General features: G+C 64.8%; 12 protein-coding genes and 1 pseudogene. 5 read left to right on the top strand and 8 right to left on the bottom strand.

The features are described 5' to 3' along the window. Positions 1–33: 33 nt before the first annotated feature. The 5 genes and pseudogenes from ACSQ86_RS13755 to ACSQ86_RS13735 all read right to left on the bottom strand — a co-directional run bounded on the left by ACSQ86_RS13755 (position 34) and on the right by ACSQ86_RS13735 (position 5,133). Positions 34–1,068, bottom strand: a pseudogene (locus ACSQ86_RS13755) (L-idonate 5-dehydrogenase). Positions 1,069–1,077: 9 nt separating this feature from the next. Beyond that, the gene (locus ACSQ86_RS13750) at positions 1,078–2,040 is read right to left on the bottom strand and encodes a tripartite tricarboxylate transporter substrate binding protein (protein WP_436304003.1); all 963 of its coding nucleotides are present in this window, start codon (positions 2,038–2,040) and stop codon (positions 1,078–1,080) included. 5 nt (positions 2,041–2,045) lie between these two features. Next, positions 2,046–3,068 (bottom strand): TRAP transporter substrate-binding protein, encoded by a 1,023-nt coding sequence (locus ACSQ86_RS13745; RefSeq protein ID WP_436304002.1) that lies wholly within the window; start codon positions 3,066–3,068, stop codon positions 2,046–2,048. A 38-nt stretch (positions 3,069–3,106) separates the two neighbouring features. Next, positions 3,107–3,874 carry an SDR family oxidoreductase gene (locus tag ACSQ86_RS13740; RefSeq protein WP_436290417.1) on the bottom strand — a complete coding sequence of 256 codons (768 nt, stop codon included), beginning with the start codon at positions 3,872–3,874 and terminating at the stop codon, positions 3,107–3,109. An 11-nt stretch (positions 3,875–3,885) separates the two neighbouring features. After that, positions 3,886–5,133, bottom strand: a complete 1,248-nt coding sequence (locus ACSQ86_RS13735) for an enolase C-terminal domain-like protein (RefSeq protein WP_436308956.1) — start codon at positions 5,131–5,133, stop codon at positions 3,886–3,888. 265 nt (positions 5,134–5,398) lie between these two features. Between ACSQ86_RS13735 and ACSQ86_RS13730 the strand changes: the two genes are divergently transcribed. The 4 genes from ACSQ86_RS13730 (at position 5,399) to ACSQ86_RS13715 (ending at position 8,572) form a co-directional block, all read left to right on the top strand. Next, positions 5,399–6,130 (top strand): GntR family transcriptional regulator, encoded by a 732-nt coding sequence (locus tag ACSQ86_RS13730; RefSeq protein ID WP_436308955.1) that lies wholly within the window; start codon positions 5,399–5,401, stop codon positions 6,128–6,130. A gap of 83 nt (positions 6,131–6,213) precedes the next feature. Then, entirely contained in the window at positions 6,214–6,684 is a 471-nt protein-coding gene (locus ACSQ86_RS13725; RefSeq protein ID WP_436290419.1) for a MarR family winged helix-turn-helix transcriptional regulator, read from the top strand. Between the two features lie 149 nt (positions 6,685–6,833). Further along, the gene (locus tag ACSQ86_RS13720) at positions 6,834–7,796 is read left to right on the top strand and encodes an alpha/beta fold hydrolase (protein WP_436308954.1); all 963 of its coding nucleotides are present in this window, start codon (positions 6,834–6,836) and stop codon (positions 7,794–7,796) included. Positions 7,797–7,957: 161 nt separating this feature from the next. Beyond that, the gene (locus ACSQ86_RS13715; RefSeq protein WP_436303997.1) at positions 7,958–8,572 is read left to right on the top strand and encodes a retropepsin-like aspartic protease family protein; all 615 of its coding nucleotides are present in this window, start codon (positions 7,958–7,960) and stop codon (positions 8,570–8,572) included. Positions 8,573–8,577: 5 nt separating this feature from the next. Here the strand turns inward: ACSQ86_RS13715 and ctlX are convergent, their stop codons facing one another. Next, positions 8,578–9,507, bottom strand: coding sequence for a citrulline utilization hydrolase CtlX (gene ctlX, locus ACSQ86_RS13710; protein ID WP_093107828.1), 930 nt, complete (start codon positions 9,505–9,507; stop codon positions 8,578–8,580). Between the two features lie 14 nt (positions 9,508–9,521). Further along, positions 9,522–10,571: an ornithine cyclodeaminase gene (locus ACSQ86_RS13705; RefSeq protein WP_436308953.1), complete on the bottom strand. Its 1,050-nt coding sequence runs from the start codon at positions 10,569–10,571 to the stop codon at positions 9,522–9,524. A gap of 147 nt (positions 10,572–10,718) precedes the next feature. Between ACSQ86_RS13705 and ACSQ86_RS13700 the strand changes: the two genes are divergently transcribed. After that, positions 10,719–11,141 carry an Lrp/AsnC family transcriptional regulator gene (locus tag ACSQ86_RS13700; protein ID WP_436308952.1) on the top strand — a complete coding sequence of 141 codons (423 nt, stop codon included), beginning with the start codon at positions 10,719–10,721 and terminating at the stop codon, positions 11,139–11,141. Between the two features lie 34 nt (positions 11,142–11,175). Here the strand turns inward: ACSQ86_RS13700 and ACSQ86_RS13695 are convergent, their stop codons facing one another. Continuing rightward, entirely contained in the window at positions 11,176–12,486 is a 1,311-nt protein-coding gene (locus tag ACSQ86_RS13695) for a methyl-accepting chemotaxis protein (RefSeq protein ID WP_436303995.1), read from the bottom strand. Positions 12,487–12,586: the final 100 nt, after the last annotated feature.

Raw genomic sequence — 12,586 nt, 5'->3', positions numbered from 1 at the left:
CGTCCCCTCATGACGCGCCGTGCGCGCCCGGTTTCACTCAAAACTGAGCAGTACCTTCATGGCCTGCGAGCGATCGGCCGCCAGCGCAAAAGCCCGCGCCGAGTCGCGGTAGGACAAGGTCGCCGAGATCAGCGGCTTCACGTCGACCAGCCCCTTGTTGAGCAGTTCCACCGCCACCGCGAACTCCTCGTGGAAGCGGAAGGCCCCGCGCAGGTCGAACTCCTTGGCCACGATGGTGTTGATCGGCAGCGTCATCTCGCCGCCCAGCCCCAGCTGCACGATGATGCCGCGCGGGCGCAGCGCATCGAAGGCGCCGACCAGCGCGCGCTGGTTGCCGCTGGCTTCGAACAGCACGTCGAAATGCCCCTTGTCGGCCGTGAAGCGCGCCAGGCCATCGGGCTCCTCGGCCACGTTGACCACTTCGTCCGCGCCGACTTTCAACGCCTTGCCCAGCGTGTGCGCACCGACGTCGGTGGCCACGATGTGGGTGGCACCGGCGCGCCGCGCCGCGATGATGGCCAGCGCGCCGATCGGCCCGCAGCCGGTGACCAGCACGCTCTTGCCCAACAGCGGCCCCGCGCGGCGCACCGCATGCAGCGCCACCGACAGCGGCTCGGCCATCGAGCCCTCGCCGTCGCTCACGCTGTCGGCCAGCCGATGCGCCTGCCAGTGCTCGACCACGATCTGCTGGCGGAAGGCGCCCTGCACGTGCGGGGTGCGCATCGCGCTGCCGTAGTAGCGCATGTCCAGGCAATGGTTCTACAGGCCCTGCTGGCAGTAGCGGCAGAGGCCGCAGGGCCGGCTCGGGCTGATGGCGACGCGCTCGCCGGCCGCAAAGCTGCCTGCGCCGGCGCCAACCGCTTCGATCACGCCGGCCACCTCATGGCCCAGCACCATCGGCTCCTTGATGCGGATGGTGCCGAAGCCGCCATGCTGGTAGTAGTGCAGGTCGGAGCCGCAGATGCCGCCGCAGCGCACGCGCACCTGCAGCTGGCCGGGGCCGAGTTCGGGGGTGTCGACTTCTTCGACGCGCAGGTCGCCGGGGGCGTGGATGACGAGGGCTTCCATGCGGGCGCCCTACTTCTTGATCTCGACGGTCGCCAGCAGCGACTTGAAATAGGTCGATTGGCTATTCATGAAGGCCTGGAACTGTTCGCCATCCATATAGGCCGGCTGCAGGTTGGCCTTGGTCAAGGCTTCGCGAAACGCGGGGTCCTCGGAGGTCTTGCGCGCCGCCTCGCGCAGGTACCGCACCACCTCGGGCGGCGTGCCCGCAGGCACGCCCAGGCCACGCCAGGTGCCCAACACCAGGTCCACGCCCTTCTCCTTGAAGGTCGCGACCTTTTCGTAGGGGGCCGCGAGCCGGCCTTCGGCCATGGACACCAGGACGCGGACCTTGCCGGCCGCCACGTGCGAACCGATCTCGGCCGGGCTCACGACGATCGCATCCACATGGCCGCCCGCCAGCGCGAGCACGCTCGGTGCGGCGCCCTGGTAGGGCACATGGTTGAAGCGCACGCGTGTCTTCTGTTCGACGGCGGCGGCCGCGAGGTGCCAGATGGTGCCGGTGCCGGCGTTGCCCATCGACACGGCGCCGTCCTGCTTTCTCGCGGCGGCCAACAGGTCGTCGATCGACTGCCATGGCGAGTCGGCGCGCACGGCGATCAGGCCCGGATCGCCATTGAGCCGCGCAACGGCGATGAAGTCGGCGGTCGTGACCTTGGTCATCCCGAGGTGCGGAATGATCGCCAGCTCGGAGATCAGCACGCCGATCTTGTAGCCGTCGGCTGGTGCGCGCTGCACTTCCGTCATGCCGATGCCACCACCAGCACCTGGCTTGTTGGTGACGACGAAGGGTTGCGGCACGCTCTTCTTGGCAGCTTCGGCGAAGAGCCGGGCCATCACGTCCGTGCCGCCACCCGCCGACGAGGGCACGACGATCTCGATAGGCCGGCTCGGATAGTCCGCGGCCGGCGCGACAGGGGACCACAGCGTCGCCGCGATCGCGGCGATGGCGCCAAGAATGTTTCGGGTGTTCATGGTCTTCACTTTCCGGAACGAATGCGTTCCACCTCGGCCGTCATTTCCTTGCCCAGTTCGCCTGTCGTCTGGCGATGCTTGTCGATCACCGGCTTGAGCTTGTCGCGCATCCGTGCACGTTCCTGCGCCGAGACTTCGGTGATCACCATGCCCCGGCTCTTGAGCGTGTCGAGCGCCTTGGCATCCAGCTCGCGCGACACCTGGCGCTCGTAGCTCTTCACCTCGTTCGCCGCGTCCGTCAGCACCTTGCGCTCATCGGCCGACAACTGGTCCCAGAACTTCTTGCTCATCAGCACGAGCAGCGGCGAGTACGCATGGCGCGTGGTGGAGGCGTACTTCTGGACCTCGTAGAACTTGGTCACCTCGACGGAGATGAACGGGTTCTCCTGGCCGTCGACGGCCTTCTGCTCGAGGGCCGAATACAGTTCGGGGAAAGGCATCGGCACGGCGTTGGCGCCCATCGCATTGAAAGACTCGATGAACACCGGAATCTGCTGCACGCGGATCTTCAGTCCCTGGATGTCCTCGAGCTTGGCGATCGGCCGCTTGCTGTTGGTCAGGATGCGAAAGCCATGATCCCAGTAGGACAGGCCGACCAGCCCTTTGGCAGGCAGCTTGTCGAGCAGCTTCTTGCCGACCGGGCCGTCCAGCGCGGCGTCGACCTCCTTGAAGCTGTCGAACAGGAAGGGCGTGTCGAAGACGCCGAACTCCTTGTCCATGCCGGTCAGAAGGCCGGGCCCCATCATCGACATCTCGATGGTGCCGCCCTGCATCGCCGATGCCACCACGGCTTCACCACCGAGCGTGCCGCTGCCGTAGAGCTTCACGTTCAGTTTGCCGCCGCTCTTGCTCGCGACCATCTCTGCAAAACGCTTGGCGCCGATCCCGTGCGCCGAGTCCGCCGTGTTGGCAAAAGCGAACTTGATGTTGCGCTCCTTGATGTCCTGCGCAAAGGCCGTGCCCGCGGCGCCGACGCAGGCGCCGGCAACGGTCAATCCAACAACGACCGCGCGAATGCTTCGTTTCATCGACTGTCTCCTGAATGGAATGTGTAGTTTGGGAACGCTTAGAGAACGGAAACCATGCCGCCATCGACGTAGATGATCTGGCCGCTGACGTAGTTGGAAGCGCTGGACGCCAGGAACACGGCCACGCCCACCAGTTCGTCGGGGCGGCCCCAGCGACCGGCCGGCGTGCGGCCCTTGACCCAGGCATCGAAGCTCGGGTTGTCGATCAAGGCCTGGTTCATGTCCGTCAGCATGTAGCCGGGCCCGATGGCGTTCGCCTGGATGTTGTGGCCGGCCCATTCGGCAGTCATGGCGCGCGTCAGCATCTTGATGCCGCCCTTGGCCACGGTATAGGGCGCGACGGTTGCGCGCGCCAGTTCGCTGGTGAGCGAGCCGATGTTGATGACTTTGCCGCGGCCGCGCGGGATCATGCGGCGGGCCGCCTCGCGGCCGACAACGAAGGCGCTGGTCAGATTGGTCTCGATCACGCGGCGCCAGTCTTCCGTCGCGAGCTCGACCATGGGCTTGCGGAACTGCACGCCGGCGTTGTTCACGAGGATGTCGATCTCGATGCCGGCCGCGTCCAGCTGGTCGAACGCGCCGACCACTGCGCCCTCGTCGCAGACGTCGAAGGCATACGCCTCGACCGCATAGCCCTTGCCGCGCAGCGCTGCGGCCGAATCGGCCAGCCGTGCCGCATCGACGCCGTTGAGCACGATCCGTGCGCCGGCGGCGGCAAGGCCCTCGGCGATGGCGAAGCCCAGGCCGCGCGAGGAACCCGTGACGAGCGCGGTGCGGCCCGTGAGATCGAAGAGTTGAATGGACATGGTCTCTGTTCCTAGGGCGTTTGAAGCGTTCCGTCGGCCAGACGCGTTTGCGTCCATGTGGTCACGACGTTCTCGCACGGGTATTTGCGGGCTTCCTCTTCGTCGATGTCGACGCCGAGGCCCGGCTTGTCGTTTGCGTAGACGTAGCCGTTCTCGAACGCCGGCAGGCCCGGAAAGACGTCGAGCAGCGCATCGCGCGGCCCCTTGAGTTCCTGGATGACGAAGTTGGGCGGCTCCGTGCCCGACCATTCCTGCACGCCGAAATTGCGCGCCGCCAGGTCGATGTGGATGTTGGCCGCGTGGCCGAGCGGTGACATGTCGCCCGGGCCGTGCCATGCCGTTCGCACGCCGAACTGTTCGGCAAAGAGCTGGAGCTTCCTGCCGGGCGTGATGCCGCCGATCTGGCTCAGGTGGACGCGGATGTAATCGATCAGCTGGTCGGTGATCAGCGTCTTCCATTCAGACGGGTTGTTGAACAGCTCGCCCTGCGCCAGCGGGATGCGGGTCTTGTCGCGCAGCTGGCGCAGCCACTTGCCCTCTTCGAGCGCAATCGCATCCTCGAGAAAGAACAGATCGAAGCGCTCCATCTCGCAGGCGAACTGGATTGCCTCGATCGGCTTCAGCCGCTCGTGCACGTCGTGGCAGAGCGAGACGTCGAAGCCCACCTTCGCTCGGATGCCTTCGAACAGCTTGATCGTGTCGCGCATGTACGTCCTGCTGTCCAGGTAGATGCCATGCGCAGCACCCCTCGGCGCCGTCGCGGGGGCCGGTCCGAAGGCGCCGCCGCCGTAGCCGCCGCTCTGGCAGCGGATGTGGGTGATGCCCTGCTCCCGGTACTTCTGGATGTTGTCGCAGAGCTCGGCCAGGTCCCGGCCGTCCGCATGCCGATAGATCGGCACGCCCTCCCGGCACTTGCCCCCGAACAGCTGGTAGAGGGGCATGCCGGCCATCTTCCCCTTGATGTCCCATAGCGCCATGTCGACGCCCGAGATGGCGTTGTTCTCGATCGGTCCGTTGCGCCAGTAGGCGTTCTGGTGCATCAGCTGCCACAGCTCCTCGATCGCGCTCACGTCCCGCCCGATCAACAAGGGCCGGAGGTATTCCTCGACCAGGCATTGCACGGCCAGATGCCGATAGGAGAAGGTCGCGCAGCCGAGGCCGTACAGCCCGGCCTGGTTGGTTTCCACCTTGACGACGAGGAGGTTGATCCCCTCCGGGGCCGTAAGGATGACTTTGACGTCTGAGATCAGGGTTGCCATGACAAAAAGAATACTGTGATATTTCACAAAAGTTCTTCGTGTTTACCCTATTCACACCCATCCCACCCTTCGGCAGTCGTTCATTGGAGAAAACGACGCTATCTCTGCAGAAAATCTTGAATATCAGGCTATGCTTACCATGGAACGTGCGATGGGCACGGACCCCCTTCAGACCACGAGCCGCATGCCTTCAACCACCCGTCCGCGACCGCGTCTGGCCGCAAAGAGTGCTTCGGTCCAGGACCCGTCTCGCCGACGAAGTTCGGTGAGCCTCTCCGACCTGGCCTATGCGCGCATCGAAGAACTGCTGGTCTGCTGCGAACTGAGGCCGGGACTGTTCCTGGCGACGCACGATCTGCAGGGGATGGTCGGCTTCGGTCGTACGCCGGTTCTTCAGGCCGTCAATCGGCTGGCCGCCGATACGCTGGTGCACGTGACGCCACGACATGGCTTGCAGATCGTGCCGGTCGACCTTACGCGCGATCGCGTCCTGCTGCGCTTGCGGCGCGACATGGAGCGTTTCGTGATCCGGTTGGCCACCGAGCGATCCGGTTCTTCACAGCGCAACCAGATGCTGCATCTCAAGCGCCAGTTGGCCGAACACAGGGACGGCATGACGCTCGAGCAGTTCAACGTGGTGGATCGGCGCATCGACCAGCTCTTTCTCGCGGCCGCCGGCGAACCTTTCGTCGAAAGCACGCTGCGGCCGCTGCACACCATCTTCCGTCGCATCGGCTGGATCTATCACACGCATGCGGAGCGGGGTGCCAACTTGCAGGACACGGTGGACGCGCACATTGCCGTCCTTGATGCAGTCGCCACTGGCAATGTTGATGATGCGATTTCGGCCTCCGATCGCCTGGTGGACTTTGTCGAAGGGATGTTCGAAGTGCTTGAGCGTGAAGTCGAGCCGGCGCTTCTGGACTGCCGGCTTGGCGAACTGGACGAGACATTCTTGCGATCGGACTCCTCGTTCGACCATAGGGAAGGTACGTAAGCCACCTTCAATCGATAGGACGACTTCTATCGGCAGCGAATAAATAGCTTGTTATTAGATCGTGTGCTATTTATAATTCGCCCATGGCAAGCAAATCACCCGTCGCAGCCCCCTCCGAGGCGTATTCCCTGGCCCTGGAGCAACAGCTTTGCTTTGCGCTCTACTCGACCATGCTGGGCTTCAACAAGGTCTATCGTGGATTGTTGAAGGACCTCGGCCTGACATACCCGCAGTATCTGGTCATGCTGGTGTTGTGGGAGCGCGACCGATTGACGGTGTCCGAGATCGGGGAACAACTGTTTCTGGAGTCGCCCACGCTGACGCCGTTGCTCAAGCGTCTCGAGTCGGCGGAGCTCATCGATCGGCGTCGCTCGACATCGGATGAAAGGCAAGTCGTCGTGTCGCTGACGAGCAAGGGGCGCGCTCTGCGGGCTCGAGCGAAAGCGGTTCCCGCGTGTGTCGCTTCCGCCGCCCGGTGTTCGGCGGATGAGTTGCGCTCGATGCGCGAGCGACTGCTGGAGATACGGACGAACTTGTTCAAGAACGCCTCCTGAACACATCGTGACGGGCACAGCACTGTGCCCTTCTTTCCGGCATATACATAGCACACGATTTACTTGTACACGTTTTACATGGCGGCGTCGCGCACCGACATGCACCCCAAGACGCGAAACCTTGAAACCAACCTCCAACGAAGCCTGCTATGAAGACTCTTTCCAAAATCGTCGCCTTGTCCATCATCAGCCTGGCCGCGAGCACAGCGCTGGCAGCCGCCGACAAGCCGGAAACCGCACAGCCTCGTGGCAGCAAAGTTCCGGCCAGCGCTCAAGCCAAGCCGGCCGGCAGCTACATCACCACCAAGGACGGTACGCAGATCTACTACAAGGACCGGGGTTCGGGCCAACCCGTGGTCTTCAGCCATGGCTGGCCGCTCAACTCCGACAGCTGGGAATCGCAGATGCTTTTCCTGGCCTCGCAGGGCTTGCGGGTCATCGCGCATGACCGCCGCGGCCATGGCCGTTCCAGCCAGCCCTGGAACGGCAATGACATGGACACCTATGCCGACGACCTCGCCACCCTCATCGAGAAGCTGGACCTGAAGAACGCAGTGCTGGTCGGCTTTTCGACCGGCGGCGGCGAAGTGACGCGCTACATCGGCCGTCACGGCACGAAACGTGTGGCCAAGGCGGTGCTCGTGGGTGCGGTTCCCCCGCTCATGCTGAAGACGCCGGCCAACCCCGGCGGCCTGCCGATCGAGGTGTTCGACGGCATCCGCGCCGGCTCGATCGCGAATCGCTCGCAGCTCTACAAGGACATCGCCTCGGGCCCGTTCTTCGGCTTCAACCGGCCGGGCGCCAAGCCTTCGCAGGGACTCATTGATTCATTCTGGATGCAGGGGATGATGGGCGGCCACAAGAACACCTACGACTCCATCAAGGCGTTCTCGGAAACCGACTTCACCCAAGACCTGAAGAAGTTCGACGTGCCGACGCTCATCGTTCACGGTGACGACGACCAGATCGTGCCGATCGACGCGTCCGGCCGCGCATCGGCCAAGCTGGTCAAGGGCGCCAAGCTGATCGTCTATCCGGGCGCCCCGCATGGTCTCACCGACACGCACAAGGATCGTCTCAACAACGACCTGCTCGCCTTCATCAAGGGCTGATCAGCGCCAGGCATGCCCGCGCCGTCGGTGCGCGGGTGATCCGTTCATAAGACCGTCGATCGCCTCCAACGAACCGTTCAGCCGACGTGGAATTTGGATGACGCTGCGCCGCTACCGGATGAAGCATTGTCTGAGACTGTTGATCAGAGCGAGGTCACGCCATGTCGAAGCACTCGAAATCCAAACAGGCGCTGCGATATCTCGGAGCACAAGCGGCGATTGCCCTCGGCGTCATGAGCATGCACCCGGTTGTCGCGGCGGAATCCATCTTCAAATGCGGCAAGACCTACACGAACGTGCCGCCCAGCGCGCGGCCGGCGCAGCCTCGGTCCGATGCCTGCGTACTGGTCGACACCGCAGATCAGCCCAAGGGAAAGACGACAAACATTGCAGTCGACGGATCCCGGCAGATCACCGTTCCCGTCGGCCAGGACGGCCGCTTCTGGATTCATGGCTCCGTCAACGGCTTCCCCGTGCGCTTCGTGATCGACAAGGCCGCCACGGTCAATGCCGGCGTCGCCGTGACCGAAGACTTCGCCGCACGGGCAAACCTGATCGGAGGTTCCCCCGCGCACATGCAGACGGCCGGGGCCGTCATGGATGCGCGTCGCATCGAGCGTGTGCCCATGACCTTCGGGCCCTTCAGCGTGCCGCAGGCCACCGTGGTCGTGGGCTCGCTGGGCCGCAAATCGACGGACGCCCTCCTCGGCCGGGAACTGCTGTCGCTCTTCGACGTCACTGCCAACGACCGTGAACTGACGATCGTGGGCAGATAGAGCGATCACGCGCCCCTCAGAGACAGGTGGATGCCGGCGATCATGCAGCGCACCGAGCCGCCCGCCATTTCGATCGTCGGCACCGACAGGGGAACGAGCCGGGCCGAGCGCTGGATGGTCGTCTTCTGCTGAGCGGTGAGGCTCTCGAGGGCCCGCTGCGACAGCGCCAGGATCCGGCCGTCGCGGCCCGACAGTTCGATCGCGTTGCCGGCGAAGTCGGCGATCTGCCGGGCGCTCAGCGCAATGACCTCGCGCCCGGACTCCTGCAGCCGGGCGCGCAGTTCGGCGGCCCTTCGCTGGTCGGGAACCATGTCGAAACCCACCATCGCAAACTCCGTCGCCACGCACATCAGCACATTGGTGTGATAGATCGGGCGGCCGGCCTCATCCGCCGTGTCGAACAGCATCGGCTCGAAGTTGAAATGGGTGCTGAAGCGCTCCAGCGCCACCGGATCGGCACGGTTCGAGCGCGCCGTGTAGGCCACGCGCGCAAGGTGATCGAACACCATCGCGCCGGTGCCTTCGAGGAACAGGCCATCCTGCTCCAGACCGGAATAATCGATCACGTCCTGCACGCGGTACCTGGACTTGAGCATCTCGATCACGTCGGCACGGCGTTCGCGGCGGCGGCTCGGCGCGTGCATCGGATAGATGGCGACGTGCCCGCCCGGATGCGTGGAGAACCAGTTGTTGGGAAAGACCGAATCCGGCGTGTCGCGGTCTCCCTGGTCTTCGAACAGGTGCACGCGCACGCCTTCGGCTTCGAGGCGCTCCACGGCGGCCGTGACCTCGCGATGCGCTGCGCCGGCCACGGCCTGCGCGGCCTCCTTCGCGGCCAGGCTCTGGAACGCGTTGTCGGCGGCGGTTTCCGGGTTCGGCGTGAACCGGTGCGGGCGGACCATGACCACGGCGGCAGGCGCCTGGATGGAAGGCATGGCGATGAGCCCGTTCATGCGACGCGGCGCATGACGGCATGCGAGGCGCCGCTGCGCGTATGGCGGAACAGGTCCTTCGGATCCTCGGCCCAGGGCACCAGCTCGACGCTCATGCCGAGATTGCGCTTCTCGGTCTGCGCGTGCACGTAGCGCAAGGTCGAGTAATCCTCCAACGCGAAGCCCACGGAGTCGAACACCGTGACCTGGTCAGCGCGCTGGCGGCCCGTTTCGGTGCCGGCGAGTACGCGCCACAGGTCGACGACCGGGAAGTCCTGCGGCAACTGCTGGATGTCGCCCTCGATGCGCGTCTGCGGCTCGTATTCGACGAACACCCGGGCATTTCGCAGTACGTCGGCGTGCAGTTCGGTCTTGCCCGGGCAGTCGCCGCCGATGGCGTTGATGTGCATGCCCGGCTCGATCATTCCGGGCGTGAGGATCGTGGCGTAAGCCTTGTCGGCGGTGACGGTCGTCACGATGTCCGCGCCGCGGACCGCCTCGGCGGTGGAACCGGCGCGAATGATCTTCAGAGACGGGTACGCCGACAGATTGCGGACCAGCTTGTCCGTCGCACGGGCGTCGACGTCGTAGACGGCGATCTCCTCGATGCCCAGATGGCTGTGGAAGGCGAGCGCCTGGAACTCGCTTTGCGCGCCGTTGCCGATCAGCGCCATGCGGCGCGCATCGGGCCGTGCCAATGCGCGCGCCGCCACGAGCGAGGTCGCGCAGGTGCGCAGCGCGGTGGCGACGGCCAGTTCCGACAGAAGCACCGGGTAGCCGGTCTCGACCTCGGCCAGCACGCCGAAGGCCATGACCGTGTACAGGCCACGCGTGGTGTTGCTCGGATGGCCGTTGACGTACTTGAAAGCGTAGCGCTTGGCGTTGGACACCGGCATCAGTTCGATGACGCCGATCTCCGAGTGATTGGCGACGCGGGCGGACTTGTCGAACTCGGGCCAGCGCACGAAGTCCTGCTGGATGGCATCGGCGAGCTCGCCGATGAAGCGGGGCACACCAATGTCCTGAACGAGGCGGGACATGGTGGGGACGTCTACGAAGCGGGTCATGAAGGGCTCCTGGAAATTGCGATTGATGCGCGCAGCCATGCCGCAATTGTTCCGTCGCGGGGTGCCAGAATGAACCATCCAACTTGGCAAATTCCTCTTGGAGGATTACATTTTGCTAAGTAGAAATGGCACTTTGAAGATCTGACAATGGACGACACCGACCGCCAACTCATCGCGCTGCTGCGCGACAACGCGCGCATGTCCGTGGTTGCGCTGGCAAAGAAGCTGCGCGTCGCCCGGGCCACGGTGCAGAACAGGATCGCCAAGCTGGAGAGCGACGGAACCGTCGTCGGCTACACGGTGCGCTTGCGGCCGGAGGCGGAGGCCCATCGCATCCGGGCGATCATGAGCATCGAGGTCGAGGGCCACCACGGGCCCGATGTGCTCAAGAAGCTGCGCGGGCATCCGAATGTCGTTGCCTTGCACACGACGAATGGCCGCTGGGACCTGATGGCCGAGTTGCGTGCCGACACCCTGGAGGCGTTCGACAAGGTGCTCAATGCCATCCGCTCGATTCAGGGCATCTCGAACACGGAGACGAGCATCTTGCTGTCCACGCACAAGCTGTAAGCGCGATCAAGGGCATCGGCTGGCAGCTGCGGGTCTAGAAGGTCTCCCAGTCGCCGCTGCCGGCTGGCGTGCTCGTGGCGGCCAGTTGCTTGCGCTGCGGCGCGGCAATGGCCCGCCGCGCCGGTGGCTGTGCCGGCCGCACCGGCTGGACGACAGGCCGCGTTTGCACCGGCATCGGCTTGGGCTGGGCCACGACGGGCTGTTCGTCGTCGTCGAGCTTGAAGGTGCCGACGACCTGCGAGAGGTTCCCCGCCTGCTCCTGCATCGATTGCGCCGCAGCCGCGGCCTCTTCCACCAGCGCCGCGTTCTGCTGCGTCACCTGGTCCATCTGCGTGATCGCCTGGTTGATCTGCTCGATGCCCTGCGTCTGCTCGTGGCTCGCCGCCGTGATCTCGCCGATGATGTCGGTCACCCGCTTCACGCTGCCCACGATCTCTTCCATGGTCTTGCCGGCTTCGCCGACCAGTTGGCTGCCGGCATCGACCTTGCCGACTGAATCGTCGATCAGGCCCTTGATTTCCTTGGCCGCGGCGGCCGAGCGCTGCGCGAGGTTGCGCACTTCGGAAGCCACCACCGCAAAGCCACGGCCCTGCTCGCCGGCACGCGCGGCTTCGACCGCTGCGTTCAAGGCCAGGATGTTGGTCTGGAAGGCAATGCCGTCGATCACGCCGATGATGTCGACGATCTTCTTGGACGAGGCATTGATCGAGGCCATGGTCTGGACCACCTGGCTGACCACATCGCCGCCCTTGACCGCCACCTCGGAGGCCGAGAGCGCCAGTTGATTGGCCTGGCGCGCGTTGTCGGCGTTCTGCTTCACCGTGCTGGTGAGTTCCTCCATCGACGCCGCGGTCTGCTCCAGCGAGCTGGCTTGCTCCTCGGTGCGCGAAGACAGATCCTGATTGCCGGCAGCGATTTGCCTGGATGCCACCACGATCGAGTCGGTCGACGCCTTGATGCGGGTCACCACGTCGGTCAGGGTGTCCTCCATTTCGCCCATGCCGCGCAAGAGGCGTCCGAAATCGCCGCCGCGCTCGGTTTCGAATTCCTTGCTGAGGTCGCCCGAAGCCACGGTCTCCGCGATGAAGATCGCTTCGCCCAGCGGCTGCATGATGCTGCGCGCGAGCCAGAGGGTGCAGCCGACGCCCGCCAGCAGGGCGACGAGCCCGAGGCCCAGCATGAGGTTCTGCGTCGAATCGATACGCCGCGCGAGTTCCGGGGTGATGGTGCCGCTGCCAGCGATGTCCTGGAGGCACGCGATGCCGATCGCGACCCCTGTCGCCATCAACAGCAACACGATCCCGAACCCCATACCCAGTTGGGTACTGATCTTCCAATTGCGCATGTGCTTTCCCCGTCGCGGCCGCCAAACTGGGCCGGGTTGTCAGGCATATCGGCAGCGCGGAGCCGAAACTTGAGGGGCTCAGGCCTAGGTATAAACCCGA

Origin of the sequence: Variovorax sp. LjRoot130 (genome assembly GCF_964253755.1) — a bacterium.
Taxonomy (GTDB): Bacteria; Pseudomonadota; Gammaproteobacteria; order Burkholderiales; family Burkholderiaceae_C; genus Variovorax.
Note: the sequence above shows the minus strand (reverse complement) of the source record. Positions and strands in the feature narration are given on the sequence as shown.